Annotated in this window: 12 protein-coding genes; 3 read left to right on the top strand and 9 right to left on the bottom strand. The window is 72.5% G+C overall.

The window, feature by feature from the left end; all coding sequences use genetic code 11:
• Nucleotides 1-131: 131 nt before the first annotated feature.
• Entirely contained in the window at nt 132-1,328 is a 1,197-nt protein-coding gene (locus tag ACH4KB_RS00745) for a pyridoxal phosphate-dependent aminotransferase (RefSeq protein ID WP_398062273.1), read from the top strand.
• Nucleotides 1,329-1,395: 67 nt separating this feature from the next.
• Here the strand turns inward: ACH4KB_RS00745 and ACH4KB_RS00740 are convergent, their stop codons facing one another.
• Nucleotides 1,396-1,941, bottom strand: coding sequence for a YbjN domain-containing protein (locus ACH4KB_RS00740; RefSeq protein ID WP_398062271.1), 546 nt, complete (start codon nt 1,939-1,941; stop codon nt 1,396-1,398).
• Between the two features lie 159 nt (nt 1,942-2,100).
• Nucleotides 2,101-4,686: an ATP-dependent chaperone ClpB gene (clpB, locus tag ACH4KB_RS00735; RefSeq protein ID WP_398062269.1), complete on the bottom strand. Its 2,586-nt coding sequence runs from the start codon at nt 4,684-4,686 to the stop codon at nt 2,101-2,103.
• A 155-nt stretch (nt 4,687-4,841) separates the two neighbouring features.
• Between clpB and ACH4KB_RS00730 the strand changes: the two genes are divergently transcribed.
• A complete protein-coding gene (locus tag ACH4KB_RS00730) occupies nt 4,842-5,243 on the top strand; it encodes a pyridoxamine 5'-phosphate oxidase family protein (RefSeq protein ID WP_398062267.1) in 402 nt (133 codons plus the stop codon).
• A gap of 124 nt (nt 5,244-5,367) precedes the next feature.
• On the opposite strand, the gene ACH4KB_RS00725 is transcribed toward ACH4KB_RS00730, so the two are convergent.
• Nucleotides 5,368-5,688 (bottom strand): hypothetical protein, encoded by a 321-nt coding sequence (locus tag ACH4KB_RS00725; RefSeq protein ID WP_003967571.1) that lies wholly within the window; start codon nt 5,686-5,688, stop codon nt 5,368-5,370.
• 349 nt (nt 5,689-6,037) lie between these two features.
• Between ACH4KB_RS00725 and ACH4KB_RS00720 the strand changes: the two genes are divergently transcribed.
• Nucleotides 6,038-7,072: a helix-turn-helix transcriptional regulator gene (locus ACH4KB_RS00720; RefSeq protein ID WP_398062265.1), complete on the top strand. Its 1,035-nt coding sequence runs from the start codon at nt 6,038-6,040 to the stop codon at nt 7,070-7,072.
• 142 nt (nt 7,073-7,214) lie between these two features.
• Here the strand turns inward: ACH4KB_RS00720 and ACH4KB_RS00715 are convergent, their stop codons facing one another.
• The 6 genes from ACH4KB_RS00715 to ACH4KB_RS00690 all read right to left on the bottom strand — a co-directional run bounded on the left by ACH4KB_RS00715 (nt 7,215) and on the right by ACH4KB_RS00690 (nt 13,861).
• A complete protein-coding gene (locus ACH4KB_RS00715; RefSeq protein ID WP_398062263.1) occupies nt 7,215-7,961 on the bottom strand; it encodes an ABC transporter permease in 747 nt (248 codons plus the stop codon).
• A complete protein-coding gene (locus tag ACH4KB_RS00710) occupies nt 7,954-8,748 on the bottom strand; it encodes an ABC transporter ATP-binding protein (protein ID WP_398062261.1) in 795 nt (264 codons plus the stop codon). The genes ACH4KB_RS00715 and ACH4KB_RS00710 overlap by 8 nt, the downstream gene beginning before the upstream one ends.
• A gap of 211 nt (nt 8,749-8,959) precedes the next feature.
• Nucleotides 8,960-9,985 (bottom strand): F420-dependent peptide dehydroalanine reductase LxmJ, encoded by a 1,026-nt coding sequence (gene lxmJ / locus ACH4KB_RS00705; protein ID WP_398062259.1) that lies wholly within the window; start codon nt 9,983-9,985, stop codon nt 8,960-8,962.
• Nucleotides 9,982-11,631 carry a M16 family metallopeptidase gene (locus ACH4KB_RS00700; RefSeq protein WP_398062257.1) on the bottom strand — a complete coding sequence of 550 codons (1,650 nt, stop codon included), beginning with the start codon at nt 11,629-11,631 and terminating at the stop codon, nt 9,982-9,984. Before ACH4KB_RS00700 ends, lxmJ begins: the two co-directional genes overlap by 4 nt.
• Nucleotides 11,628-13,025: a M16 family metallopeptidase gene (locus ACH4KB_RS00695; RefSeq protein WP_398062255.1), complete on the bottom strand. Its 1,398-nt coding sequence runs from the start codon at nt 13,023-13,025 to the stop codon at nt 11,628-11,630. The genes ACH4KB_RS00700 and ACH4KB_RS00695 overlap by 4 nt, the downstream gene beginning before the upstream one ends.
• The gene (locus tag ACH4KB_RS00690; RefSeq protein ID WP_398062253.1) at nt 13,022-13,861 is read right to left on the bottom strand and encodes a class I SAM-dependent methyltransferase; all 840 of its coding nucleotides are present in this window, start codon (nt 13,859-13,861) and stop codon (nt 13,022-13,024) included. The genes ACH4KB_RS00695 and ACH4KB_RS00690 overlap by 4 nt, the downstream gene beginning before the upstream one ends.
• Nucleotides 13,862-13,864: the final 3 nt, after the last annotated feature.

Below are 13,864 nucleotides of genomic sequence, written 5' to 3'. Positions count from 1 at the left end.
ACCCGCCTTTCTTCCCCCGAAGCGAGGTCCCCCGTCGCTTCCCCGTTGTTGTGTGACAGGGGGATTCCCCACTCCTCCGCACGCCAAAGCGGACTTGAGCAACTCCAGAGCTTCGGCCCAGGATGGCGCCCATGACACAGGGACGAGCGACCCAGGGAACCCCGGCAGAGGGGCGGCCACTGCTCAACCGCCGCCTCGCCGCGTTCGGCACGACGATCTTCGCGGAGATGTCCGCGCTGGCGGTGCGGACCGGCTCCATCAACCTCGGCCAGGGCTTCCCCGACACCGACGGCCCCGAGGAGATCCGGGAGGCGGCGGTCCGGGCGCTGCGCGCCGGGCACGGCAACCAGTACCCGCCGGGCCCCGGCGTCCCGGAGCTGCGCACCGCCGTCGCCGCCCACCAGGAACGCTTCTACGGCCTGACCTGGTCCCCGGAGACGGAGGTCCTGGTGACGACCGGCGCCACCGAGGCGATCGCCGCCTCGCTGCTCGCCCTCCTCGAACCGGGCGACGAGGTCATCGCCTTCGAGCCGTACTACGACTCGTACGCCGCCTGCATCGCCATGGCGGGCGCGAAGCGCGTACCGCTCACCCTGCGCGCCCCGGACTTCCGCCCGGACCTCGACGAACTGCGCACCCTGATCACCCCGCGCACCCGCCTCCTGCTCCTGAACACCCCGCACAACCCGACCGGCGCGGTGCTCACCCCCGACGAGCTGGCCGGGATCGCGGCCCTCGCGGTGGAGCACGATCTGCTGGTGGTCACCGACGAGGTGTACGAGCACCTGGTCTTCGCGGGGGCGCACCACCCGATCGCCGCGCTCCCCGGGATGCGCGGGCGCACGGTGTCGATCTCCTCCTCGGGCAAGACGTTCTCGTACACCGGGTGGAAGATCGGCTGGGTCACCGGGGACGCGCCGCTGGTGGCCGCCGTCCGCGCGGCGAAGCAGTATCTGACCTTCGTCAGCGGAGGCCCGTTCCAGTACGCGATCGCCGAGGCGCTCGCCCTGCCCGACGCCTTCTTCACCGACTTCCGGGAGGGCATGCGCCGCAAGCGGGACCTGCTGGCGAAGGGGCTGCGCGCCGCGGGCTTCCGGGTCTACGAGCCCGAGGGGACGTACTTCATCACCACCGACATCTCTCCGTTCGGCGACGAGGACGCGGGCGCCTTCTGCCGCGCGCTCCCGGAACGCTGCGGGGTGGCGGCCGTGCCGGTCTCGGTCTTCTACGACGATCCGGAGGCGGGCCGCAGCCAGGTCCGCTTCACCTTCTGCAAGAAGGACGAGGTCCTGGAGGAGGCGGTGGAGCGCCTGGCCCGGCTGGGCTGAGTACGCGGACGGCCCGGGCGACGGTCATGGTGACCGCTTGCCCGGGCCGCTGCCGTGGACCGTGGGTTCAGGCGCCCGCGGGCTCCTCGCCCTCCGTCTTGCCCTCGGCGGGCTGGATGCCGAGGCGCTCGACGAGCCACTTGTCGAACTCGATCGAGGCGCGGACCCAGCTCACCGTCGAGGAGACGAAGTGCTCCAGGCTGACGCCGGTGCCGATGAGCATCTGCGCCTCACCGATCAGCCGGACGGAACCCGCCTCACCCTCCTCGCCCTCGTGGGCGTGGGTGTAGACCTTGGGCCACAGGGTGCGGCGGTTCCAGTCGTCGATGGCGTCCAGCAGGACGGGACGCTGGTCGAGGTCGTGCGGGCGGTCGTAGAACGTGCGGACCGAGAAGACCTGCTGCTCGTCCTCGCCCCGGAACATGAAGTACGTCCGGAACTCCTCCCACGGCGCCGCGAGGTCGCCCTCGTCGTCGACGACGTACTTCAGCTCCATCTGGTCGAGGAGCTGCTTGACGAGGTCCTGGTCAGGGACGACGGGGCCCTCCGGTCCTGCCGCCTGCGGTTCGGGCTGGCCCCCGAAATTAGGAATCGAGGACGGATCGATGCTCACCGTTATTTCCCTTCGTGACGAGTACGGCCATCCTCCCCCATGGCGGGCGGGGCATGGCAAGCCCGGGCGGCCCCGATCCGCCACAAGCTGACAGACAGCGTGCGGCGACGGGGTCCGCCGGGCGTCTGTCAACAGACTGCGACCCCCTGTGAGCAGTCGTCACGCGGCGGGGCCGACGATCAGCCCGTCCTCGGCCCGCTCCACCCGTACGGTGTCGCCGTCGCGGACCTCGCCGGACAGGATCTCCTTGGCGAGCCGGTCGCCGATCGCGCTCTGGATGAGCCGGCGCAGCGGCCGCGCCCCGTAAGCCGGGTCGTTGCCCTCCTCCGCGAGCCAGGCCAGCGCCTCCGGCGAGACCTCCAAAGTGAGCCTGCGGTCGGCGAGGCGCTTCGCCAGCCGCTCGATCTGGAGCCCGGCGATGTGCGCGAGCTCGTCGCCGGACAGGGCGGAGAAGACCACCAGGTCGTCGAGCCGGTTGATGAACTCCGGCTTGAAGGAGGACCGCACCACCTCCAGCACCTGCTCCTTCTTGACCTCGGGCTTGACCAGGGGGTCCATCAGGAACTGGGAGCCGAGGTTGGAGGTGAGGACGAGGATGGTGTTGCGGAAGTCGACCGTGCGGCCCTGGCCGTCGGTGAGCCGGCCGTCGTCGAGGACCTGGAGCAGGACGTCGAAGACCTCGGGGTGGGCCTTCTCGACCTCGTCCAGCAGCACGACGCTGTACGGGCGGCGGCGGACGGCCTCGGTGAGCTGGCCGCCCTCCTCGTAGCCGACGTAGCCGGGCGGGGCGCCGACGAGGCGGGCGACGCTGTGCTTCTCGCCGTACTCGCTCATGTCGATGCGGATCATGGCCCGCTCGTCGTCGAACAGGAAGTCCGCGAGCGCCTTGGCCAGCTCGGTCTTGCCGACGCCGGTGGGGCCGAGGAAGAGGAACGACCCGGTGGGCCGGTCGGGATCCGCGATCCCGGCCCGCGTACGGCGTACGGCGTCGGACACGGCCTGCACGGCCTCGCTCTGCCCGATCAGCCGCCTGCCCAGCTCGGACTCCATCCGCAGCAGCTTCTGGGTCTCGCCCTCCAGCAGCCGTCCGGCCGGGATGCCGGTCCAGGCGCCGACGACGTCCGCGATGTCGTCCGGGCCGACCTCCTCCTTGACCATGGTGTCCTTGGAGGCCTCCTGCTCCGCCTCGGCGGCCTCCTCCAACTCCCGCTCCAGGCCCGGGATCTCCCCGTACAACAGCTTGGAAGCCGCGTCGAAGTCGCCGTCGCGCTGGGCGCGTTCGGCCTGGCCCCGCAGCTCGTCGAGGCGCTCCTTCAGCTCACCGACCCGGTTGAGGCCCTGCTTCTCCTTCTCCCAGCGGGCGTTGAGGCCGCGCAGCTCCTCCTCCTTGTCGGCGAGGTCGCGGCGCAGCTTCTCCAGCCGCTGCTTGGAGGCGGGGTCGGACTCGTTCTTGAGGGCCAGTTCCTCCATGCGCAACCGGTCGACGGAGCGCTGGAGTTCGTCGATCTCCAGCGGCGATGAGTCGATCTCCATACGGAGCCGGGAGGCCGCCTCGTCGACGAGGTCGATGGCCTTGTCGGGGAGGAAGCGGGAGGTGATGTAGCGGTCGGAGAGGGTGGCGGCGGCCACCAGCGCCGAGTCCGCGATCTGCACCTTGTGGTGGGCCTCGTAGCGGCCCTTGAGCCCGCGCAGGATCGCGATGGTGTCCTCGACGGAGGGCTCGGCGACCAGCACCTGCTGGAAGCGCCGCTCCAGGGCGGGATCCTTCTCGATGCGCTCGCGGTACTCGTCGAGCGTGGTCGCGCCGACCATGCGCAGCTCGCCGCGGGCCAGCATCGGCTTGAGCATGTTGCCCGCGTCCATGGCGGAGTCGCCGCCGGCGCCCGCGCCGACGACGGTGTGCAGTTCGTCGATGAACGTGATGATCCGGCCGTCGCTCTCCTTGATCTCGGAGAGGACGGTCTTCAGGCGCTCCTCGAACTCGCCGCGGTACTTCGCGCCGGCGACCATCGCGCCGAGGTCCAGCGAGACGAGCCGCTTGTTCTTGAGGCTCTCGGGAACGTCGCCCTTGACGATGCGCTGGGCGAGCCCCTCGACGACGGCGGTCTTGCCGACGCCGGGCTCACCGATGAGCACGGGGTTGTTCTTCGTCCGGCGCGACAGCACCTGCACGACGCGGCGGATCTCCTGGTCACGGCCGATGACCGGGTCCAGCTTGCCCTCGCGCGCGGCGGCCGTGAAGTCGGTACCGAACTTCTCCAGGGCCTTGTACTGGCCCTCCGGGTCGGGTGTGGTCACCCGGCGCCCTCCCCTGCTCGTCTCGAATGCGGCCAGCAGCTTCCTGGCACTGGCGCCCTGCCCGTCGAGGATCTCACCGGCACGGCCGCCCTTGGCCGCGATACCGATCAGCAGGTGCTCGGTGGAGATGTAGTCGTCGCCCAGCTCCTCGGCCCGCTGGGCGGCGTCCTGGATGACGGCCAGCAGCTCGCGGTTGGGCGCCGGCGGGGCGACGGTGGAGCCGGTGACGCTGGGCAGCCCCCCGAGCAGCCGTTCGGTCGCGCCCCGAACCGCCGCCTGGTCGGCCTCGACGGCGGCGAGCAGGTCAGTGACGTTCTCGTTTTCCTGACCTCCCAGCAGCGCGAGGAGCAGGTGCCCCGGCGTCAGATCGGCGTGCCCGTCCTTCACGGCCCTGCTGGTGGCCGCGTTGATGGCGTCCCGGCTCTTGTTGGTCAGCTCGGCGTCCACGTGTGGTCACTCCTCCTCGCGCCCGGTTGTCGTGTTGACGTGAACAACGTACACAAAGTTGAGTCTATTCCACTCAAGGCACTGCGCGCACGCGCTGGGGACCCCGGCGCGCACGCGCTGGGGACCCCCGGCGACGGCCCTCGTACGCTGCCCCCATGGCAGACGTACACGACCCCACTCCCGCATATGTCGCGTTCTGGCGCGAGAGCCACCTCTCCACCCTGACAACGCCCCGCCCGGACGGCACGCCGCACGTGGTGCCGGTGTGCGTGACGTACGACCCGGAGGCCGGGGTGGCGCGCGTGATCACCGACGGGGGCAGCCGCAAGGTCGCCAACATCCGGGCCGCCGGCCCCGGCGGGGCGCGCGTGGCCGTCTGCCAGATCGACAGGGCCCGCTGGGCGACCCTGGAGGGCCTCGCGGTCGTCCGCACGGAGCCGGAGGCCATCGCGGACGCGGAAGCCCGTCACGAGGCGCGCTACGGCCGCGCCCCGCGGATCAACCCGACCCGGGTCGTCATCGAGATCACCCTCGACCGGGCGCTCGGCAAGGCCTGACCCACGGCTCCCCCGGAAGCCGGCCCCGTACGGGAACAGCACAACGGCGCCACCGTGTTCAGGTCACGGTGGCGCCGCTGTGTGGGGGAAGCGCCGGAGCGATAGGTGACGACGGGGGAATCGCTCAGGCACTGCGGGGGGTGGCGGAAAGTGGTTCTGCGTCGAACAGCTCATGGTCCCGCTGATCGAGATTGACGAAGATCATGCCGTACCTGACGGCACAACGGACCGGCTGCGGCGCACCGCGCGGCCGACGGAGACAGCGATAGGCGCGGACGTCCTCGTCCTCTTCCATCACCACGACGATCGGCTCTCCGAACAGGGTGACCATCAACGAGTCGCCACGGCGGGGGAGTGCCGTGAGCAGATCGATGAAATGCCACCCTGAGCGATAGGCGGTTGCCATTTCGCGCCGGAAGGTCCGGTCGTCCGGCGGGGTGCTCATACCCGACCCCGTGTGACAGGGGCGTCCTCCGACAGCGACCCGGGGGCTGCTTCCGCCCCCGTCGTCCGTGCGGGCATGGAGTCCCAGGCCAGGTCCGGAGGCGGAGCGGCCTGCACCTGTGCGCCGGCCGTACCGTGGGTCACGCCGCCCTCAACGAGGTCAAGAACACTCAGCGCCCCGGTCGTCAGCCCAACGGAGAAGGCAACAGCAAGCACCGAGCGAAGCGTTTTGTTACTCATGATGGGCTTCGTCCTCACTTCCAAGGTTTCCTCTCCCCCGCAGAACAAGACGATGGCCCATCCAGGCACGTCAACGCCACAGAAGCGATGCATCATGTTCCTGCTGATTCATGTTCCTGGGGGGTGGAGAATTGACCACAGACAGCACTAAAGCGGTACATCCCCACTCGGTTAGTGCCTTGTGCGACGAGGGAGCACGGGTCTACGCCAGTGCGCTGAGTGTGGGCAAAATAGCTCGCGTCGAGGCGGAGGACGCCCCGTGTCTGCTGGAATTCGCCCTGCTCCATCCCGATCCCGACGACCCCACCTGGCTGCGGCCGGTGCCGCCGTCCGCGGCGCTCACGCAGCGGCTCCACCCGATCGAGCGGGAGATCCAGGAGCGAAGGCGGCTCTCGGTGGAGCTCACCGAGGCGTTCGAACCCTTCATGGCGATCAGTGCCCAGGCTCCGCCGACCACACACGCCATTACGGTCCTCGAAGGCATCGGCCGCATCAACGCCTCGATCGAACTCGCCCTCGCCGAGTGCCGTTCGGAGGTCCTCACCATTCAGCCGGGCGGCGGGCGCAGCGAGAACGCGCTCACCATCGCCATGGAACGCGGCAAGATGCTCACGGAACGTGGCGTGGGCATGCGCACGCTGTATCAGCACACCGTCCGCCACAGCCATGGAACCCTCAATTACGCGGCCCGAATGGCCGAGAGCAAGGTGGAGATCCGAACACTTGAGGAGCTGATAGAGCGGCTCATGATTTTCGACCGCACCGTCGCCTTCATACCGGCGACCGACGACCGCACCGTAGCCCTTGAGCTGCGACACCCCGGCATCGTGGAGTACCTCGCCAAGGTCTTCGAGCAGTTCTGGCACCGCGCGGTACCCCTCCAGGAACAGATTCCGTACGACTCCACGACGGACGGCATTTCCGGGGTGAGACATTCGATCGCCAAACTGCTCGTCGAGGGCCACGTCGACGAGGCGATCGCGCGCCGCCTCGGCATGAACGTACGCACCTGCCGGTCGCACATCGCCAAACTCAGCGTCGCGCTCGGCAGCAACAGCCGGGCCCAGCTCGGCTACTTGATCGCACGATCCGGAATCCTGGAATCGGGCCCCGATCACGCGCTCAGACCCGAGCCGGGAGCGTGACCGCGCCCCCGACGACCACTAGAACTCAAGGACTGCCCGGGGCGCAGCCCGGGGGCACAGCCAGGGGCACAGCCGGGGTACAGCCAGCCGTACAGCCAGCCGTACAGCCAGCGGTACGTCCGGCCGTACGCGTGCCGGAACCTCAGATGTCGCGGCGGATGAAGAACCGGCCGCCCACGAGGGACGCGGCCGCCGTCCACCCCACGATCAGCAGCAGACCGAACGGGGCCGCCAGGGCCTCCGGGAAGGCCGACGTGTCACCGAGCAGGGCGTACTGCGCCCCCTCGGGAAGGAAGCGGCCCAGCTCCGGAAGCCGGCCCAGGACCAGCACCTGGCCGAGGGTGCCCCACACGACCAGGCCGAGAACCGCGGCGAGCCGGCTGCGCACGACGAACCCGACCGCCGCGCCCCACGGGCCGGCCAGGGTGCAGATGGTCAGGACGGCGGCGGCGGTCGTCCAGGTCGCCCCGTCCACGGCGAGCTCGGCGTCCCTGGCCGCGAGGGCCGCGTAGCCGACGGCGAAGGAGCCCACGACCGCCGCGATGCCGAAGAGCAGACCGGACAGGGCCGAGGCCAGCAGCTTGGCGGCGACGACCGAGGAACGTCCGGGCGCGTACAGGACCGTGCGGCCGATCGCACCGGAACTGAACTCGTTGGTGACGTGCAGGGCGCCGAAGAGCCCCGCGAAGAGGGCGGCGGACGCGCCGAGGCCGACGACGCTCCCGGTGAGCCCCGCCCCGGCGGACGCGGGGTCGGCCTCCGCGTACACGAGGCCGACCTGCCCCAGCGCGCAGAAGGCCAGGGCGACCAGGAGCAGCACGGTGAGCGCCACGCCCGAGCGGAGTTTGAGCAGTTCCGCGGAGAGTTGGTTACGCAGGACCTCAGGCATGGGTGACCTCCGGACGGGACGCGGCGGCCGCGCCCTCGACGAGTGCGAAGTAGGCGTCCTCCAGGCGTCCCCCGCCGCGCCGCACCAGCTCCTGGAGGGAACCCGTGAACAGCACCGAGCGGCGCAGCACGACCACGTCATCGACGCTCTGCTCGACCTCGGACAGCAGGTGACTGGCGATCAGCACGGTCCGCCCCTCGGCGGCGGAGCGCTCGACGAGGTGGCGCATCCAGCGAATCCCGTCCGGATCGAGACCGTTCAACGGCTCGTCCAGGACGAGGAGTCCGGGGTCGGGGAGCAGCGCGACGGCGAGCGCGAGCCGCTGTCGCATACCGGTGGAGCACGCCTTCACCCGCTTGCGCTCCGCGCCGTCGAGACCGACCTGGTCGATCACCTCGGCGATGCGCGAGGACGGCAGCCCCAGTGAGCGGGCCGAGATCTCCAGCTGGCGGCGGACCGTCACGCGCGGGTGGAAGCCGATCGCGTCCATGACCACGCCGACCCGCCGGGCCCGCTCCGGAGCGGACAGCGGCTCCCCGCCCAGGACCTGCGCGGTCCCCGCGTCGGGGCGGGCCAGCCCGAGCAGGATCCGCAGCAGCGTGCTCTTGCCGGCGCCGTTGGGGCCGAGCAGACCGGTGACCTTGCCCGGCCGCAGCGTGAAGCTGACGTCGTCGAGTGCCCTCTGGTCGCCGAACGTCTTCGTCACGTTGGAGAAGACGACGCTGCCGCCTGCCCGGGGCGGATGTTCTGGTCGCACGTGTTCTGTCCCGTCCTGCTGTTCGGTCATGGGGGTTCCGTCCTCGTGGGGAGGGGGTGGGCGGCCAAGGGCGGCCAAGGGCTCTACGGGTCACGCGGCCCCGGAACGCGGCGGCCACGGAACGCGGCGGCCACTGAACTCGGCGGCCACGGAATTGCGGCGGCCACGGACCGGAGCCGCCGGCCCGCCGGGCGGCATCGCACCGCGCCTGCCGGGTCTCCGCCCGTGGGACTTCAGCCAATCAGCCGCCGGGCCGCTCCGGCGGCCCGGCGGACGCAGCTTCCTGCTGGCTGTCCGGCAGGAAGCTGCGGCAGGAGCCGATGATCTCCTCGAGATCCGCCACGGCCGCGTGCACACCCTCGCCGAGCAGGACCCCGGTGGGGTTGAGCAGCACCTCGTCCACGCCGGCGCACCGGTACTCGTCGAGCGTGCCGGCGATCTCCTCGGGACTCCCCGCCACCAGCACCCGGTTGCGCAGCAGGGCGTCCACGGTGCCCGCCGGATCGTGCGGGTCCAGGTCCAGTCCGGCGGCACGGAGCATCGCCGCGTAGTGCGGCGTCGCCACATGGCCGGCGGTCGCGGCGAGCGCCATGCCACGGACGTCGCGGCCGGGCCGGTCGACGACGACGTGGACGGAGGTCGCGAGGCGGGGGGCCCGTGGCCTGCCCGCCACCGCCGCGCCCTCCTGGAGCGCCGGGCGCAGCGTGCCCGCCACATAGGCGGGTGGCGTCATCCACGTGACGGCGACATCCGCCACCTCACCGGCGGTACGCGCCATGCCGGGCCGGAGCACCCCCGCACCCACCTCGACCCGCGGAGCGTGCGGAAGCTCCGGCAACGTGCCGTGGAGGTGGTGGTACGGGCCGCTGGTCGCGACCGGCTCGCCGTCCAGGAGAGCGCGTACCGACCTCAGGTAGTCGCGGACCGCGGTGCGCGGGCTGTCGTAGGTGCGCCCCGTCAGCCCGGCCACGAAGCCCGGGTTGCCGATGCCGAAACCCGCGACGACCGGCTCACCGGTGAGCAGCGCCAGCGACCGGGCCTGGAGCGCCGCCTCGTAGGGATGACGCAGCGGAAGCAACGTCACGCTCGTCCCGACCGGGACCGTGTGCCCCGCGCCCGCCAGGTAGGCCAGCGTCTGGTGGGTCTCGGCCTGGAAGGACTGGCACATCCACAGGCGTCGGGCCCCCGAGCGCCGGACGAGCGCCGCTAAGGGGGCGACCAGTTCGGGGTGGTCGGGCTGGAGCGGGTAGAGAACGGCCGGGTTCACCGGGGGCCACCCTTCTGATCGCGGAGTTCGGGCATCTCACCGGGCCCGGCAGGCGTCTCGCGGGACCCACCGGGCGTCCCACCGGACCCATCAGGCATCTCTCGGGACCCGCCGGGCGTCCCACCGGACCCATCGGGCATCTCGCGGAACCCACCGGGCGCCGAAGGGCCGTCGGGCTCGGCGGACACGTCCCCGGCGGAGGCGGGCTTCCCACCGGACCCATCAGGCATCTCTCGGGACCCGCCGGGCGTCGAAGGACCGTCGGGCTCGGCGGACACGTCCCGGGCGGAGGCGGGCAGGCCGTACGGGGGCCGGGCCGGGGCCTGTACGGCATCCGGCTCGTACGTCGCCATGACCGCCCGGCCGGGGTCCAGCCGGCGCGCGGCCGCCACCACCTGCGCGGGGGTGACGGCGGCGAGGCGGTCCCGGTAGCCGTCGAGCCAGTCCGGCTCCAGCCCCGCCGCGGCGAAACCCGCCAGCGCACTCGCCTCCTCGGCGCGGGTCGCCAGGGCGAAGCGGGTGAAGCCGGTCGCGTAGGCGCGGGCGCGGTCCACCTCCGCCGAGGACGGGCCCCGGGCGGCGAGCTCCCGGAGGCACCCGGTGATCTCGCCGGAGATCCGGTCCGCGCTGCCCGGTGCTCCCGCGCACTCGATCTCCAGCCAGCAGCCCGCCCCGTTCTCGCGGACGCGGGCGGAGACCGCGTACGCGAGGCCGTGCCGGTCCCGGACCCGACGGCCGAGCCGGGCGGAGGCGTAGCCGCCCAGCAGCAACTGAGCCAGGTGGAACGGGGCGTGATCCGGGTCGGCGGTGGGGACGGCGGGCCCGACGGCCAGGACGAGCGCCTGGCCGCCGGGGTCGGCCGTACGGTCGCCGCCTTCACCGCCGGCACCACCACCACCGCCGTCACCACCGCCGTCACCACCGCTCCCGCCGCCGCCCTCGACGACGTCGAGCCTGACCCGGCCCGGCCGGGGGTCCGGACGTGTGAAGCGCGGGAGGGTGAGACCCGACGGGCCACCCGTCCAGGGCGCGAGCCGCTCGCTGACGAGGCGCAGCACGGTGTCCGGCTCGGCGCCCGCCAGCACGACGAGCGACGACCCGCCGGGCACGACGGCACGCGTGTGCAGGGCTCCGAGCGCATCGGACGGCAGGGAGACGACGTCCAGAAGCGGTGCCGTACCACCGGAGCGGGAGGACAGCGGGTGCGGCCCGAAGCCGTGCGCGAGCGCGGCACGCCGCAGCCGTACGCGGCTCGCGGGGGCGCGGGGAGCGGCGGCCGCCCGGCGCTGGGCGAGGGCCACCTCCCCCGCCTCGTACCGCGGGCGCACCAGCAGCTCGGCCAGCAGGTCGAGCGCACCGGGAAGACCCGGCGCGAGCACGCTGACCGAGAGGATCAGGGACTCGGCGGTGACGACGGTGCTGAACTCGGCGCCGAGGTCGGCGGCCCTGTCGGCGATCTCCTGACGGGTACGGTCCCGGCTGCCCGTCCCGAGGCAGGCGGCGAGGAGCTCCTGGGCGGCGGCGAGGCCCGGTTCGGCGCGCGCGTAGGGGATGACGAGGCGCAGCTCCGCGAGCGGGGCGGCGGGGGCGTGCGTCGCGAGGACGCGCAGTCCGGTGGGCAGGACGGCTGCGGTGGTGCGGTTCATCCGGCGCTGCCTTCCCGGGCGACGAGTTCGGTCACGGTGGTGGGTCCCTCCAGCAGGGCGCGGGCCGCGTCCGCCACCTCGGCGGGGGTGGTCGCCCGCAGCTCGTCGGGGAGCCCGTCGGGCCCGGCGGATCCCGGCAGGAGCAGGGCGGCACGGCCGAGGGCGACGGCGCGGGTGGGGAGCGAGTCGGTCTGCCGGTGGACGGCGACCAGCAGGGAGTTCACCGCCCGCCGGTGCTCGGCCTCGGAGGGCGGCCGGTCCGCGAGCGTCCGCAGGACGGACCGCCAGACGCCGGCCGCCGCGTCCACGTCGGTGCCGGGCGCCCGGCCGAGCACCGCGAGGGTCAGGTCGGGGGCGGCCGAGGCGAGCCACTGGCCGTGGTAGCCGCAGGTGACGGTCGCGGAGGTGAGGTGATGCCCGTCCCGCGCCGACCGCGCCACCGCCGGCAGCCGGGACCGGCCGAGCACCTGGGCCAGAACGACCTGGGCGAGATACGCGCGGCGTTCGGCGAGCGGGTCGGGAAGCCGGTGCCCGACCGCCACACCGGGCGCGGGGGCGGGCAGGGGCACGGTACGGATCTCCGGGAGCGGGCCGGGGGCCGGAGCGGCCGGCCGGGGCCGCGCGGGGGGCGCTCCGGGGCTGTGCGGGGCCGACGACCCGAGCGGGGCGAGGAGTTCGTGCGCGGCCGACGCCCCGAGCGGGGCGAAAGGTTCGTGCGCGGCCGACGACCCGAGCGGGGCGAAAAGTTCGTGCGCCGCCGCTGTGACGCGCGCGGGATCGATGTCCCCGACGACCGACAGGACCATCCGCCGGGGCACGTAATAGGTGCGCTGGAAGCGTTCGGCCTCGTCGGCGCCGATGCCGTCGAGCTCGGCGGCCGTACCGAAGCTGTCCCTGCTCCCGGGGTAGAGCCCGTCCAGCGCCGCCTCCCAGTACCGGCCGCCGGTCCCCGCCCCGCGGATCTCCTCGGCGATGACGGCGGTCTCGGTGCGGATCACGTCCCGGGTGGGCGCGAAGCCGAGCAGGCGGCGTGCCTCCGCCGCCAGGACGGCCGGCAGCAGGTCGGCCGGGACCGTGGTGTGGAAGACGGTGTGGTCGCGGTGGGTCTCGGCGTTGCAGACCCCGCCCGCCCCCTCGACCAGGGCCGCGTGGCCCTCCCCGTCGCCGGCGGCCGGGCCGGAGCGGGGGAACATCAGGTGCTCGACGAGATGCGCCGTACCGTGCCGCCCGACGGGGTCGTCGTCACCGCCGGCCGCCACGGTCAGGGCGACGGCGGCGAGGCCGCGCCCGTACTGCGGGACCGCCTCCGCGCACACCCGCAGTCCGTTGGCGAGCACGCTCACCCGCCCCGCGGCGGCGTCCGGGGCGGCGGCGGTCACGGCGTGCGGACTCATGCCAGCGGCCGGAACACGGACACGCACATCTTCCGGCTGTCGCCCCCGTCGAAGGGCTGCTCGCGCCAGCCCGCGTACCGGCCGACGAGCTCCAGACCGGCGATGGCGCCCAGCAGGTCGAGCTCCCCGGGCCACACGTAGCGCATCACGGTGGTGGCGGACCGGGGGGCGTCGCCGTCCAGGAAGAGCGTGCTCTGGAGCATCATGTTCTGCGAGGCGGGCAGCACGCCCACGGACTCGATGAGCGCCCCGCGCGCGCCGATCGGATAGGTGTTGACCTCGTTCTTCTTCTGTACGTGGTAGTCGCTCGGGTCGAACGTCTCGATCACCACGTGCCCGTCCGCCGCCACGTGCCGCGCCATCGCGTGCGTCAGCGCGATCTGCTCGTCGACCGCCATCGCGCAGCACAGCACGTTGAAGGGGGCGAGGACGACGTCGAAGGTGCGGCCGAGATCGAGGCCGGAGAAGTCGCCGTGGACCGGGGTGACCCGGCCCTCGGGGTCCTTTTCCGCGAGACGGGCCAGCATCCCCTCCGAGGACTCGACGCCGTGGACGTCGAAGCCGCGCTCCGCGAGCGGGAGCGCCACCCGGCCGGTGCCGACGCCGAGTTCGAGGACGCTCGCGCCGGGCGTCGTGAGGGTCAGCAGGTACGTACCGATGTCGTCGAGGTCGGGCGTGCTCGGGTAGATCTCGTCGTACACCCCGGCGAGGGCGTCGCTGTAGGCGGTGGTGATCGCCGCCCCGAAGCCGCCCGCCCCGGCGAGGGTTCCGGCGTCGTCGGCCGCTTCCGACGCGTCGGCGGCGGTCGTGGTGTCCGTGGTTACGGCGGTGGTCATCGG

This window comes from Streptomyces sp. NPDC017520 (assembly GCF_044329855.1).
GTDB lineage: Bacteria > Actinomycetota > Actinomycetes > Streptomycetales > Streptomycetaceae > Streptomyces.
Note: the sequence above shows the minus strand (reverse complement) of the source record. Positions and strands in the feature narration are given on the sequence as shown.

Bases quoted from the DNA above. Each gene is read 5' to 3' on its own strand.
- ACH4KB_RS00745 (WP_398062273.1), top strand. From the start codon at position 132: ATGACACAGGGACGAGCGACCCAGGGAACCCCGGCAGAGGGGCGGCCA.
- ACH4KB_RS00730 (WP_398062267.1), top strand. From the start codon at position 4,842: ATGGCAGACGTACACGACCCCACTCCCGCATATGTCGCGTTCTGGCGC.
- ACH4KB_RS00725 (WP_003967571.1), bottom strand. From the start codon at position 5,688: ATGAGCACCCCGCCGGACGACCGGACCTTCCGGCGCGAAATGGCAACC.
- ACH4KB_RS00720 (WP_398062265.1), top strand. From the start codon at position 6,038: ATGTTCCTGGGGGGTGGAGAATTGACCACAGACAGCACTAAAGCGGTA.
- ACH4KB_RS00715 (WP_398062263.1), bottom strand. From the start codon at position 7,961: ATGCCTGAGGTCCTGCGTAACCAACTCTCCGCGGAACTGCTCAAACTC.
- ACH4KB_RS00710 (WP_398062261.1), bottom strand. From the start codon at position 8,748: ATGACCGAACAGCAGGACGGGACAGAACACGTGCGACCAGAACATCCG.
- ACH4KB_RS00700 (WP_398062257.1), bottom strand. From the start codon at position 11,631: ATGAACCGCACCACCGCAGCCGTCCTGCCCACCGGACTGCGCGTCCTC.
- ACH4KB_RS00695 (WP_398062255.1), bottom strand. From the start codon at position 13,025: ATGAGTCCGCACGCCGTGACCGCCGCCGCCCCGGACGCCGCCGCGGGG.
- ACH4KB_RS00690 (WP_398062253.1), bottom strand. From the start codon at position 13,861: ATGACCACCGCCGTAACCACGGACACCACGACCGCCGCCGACGCGTCG.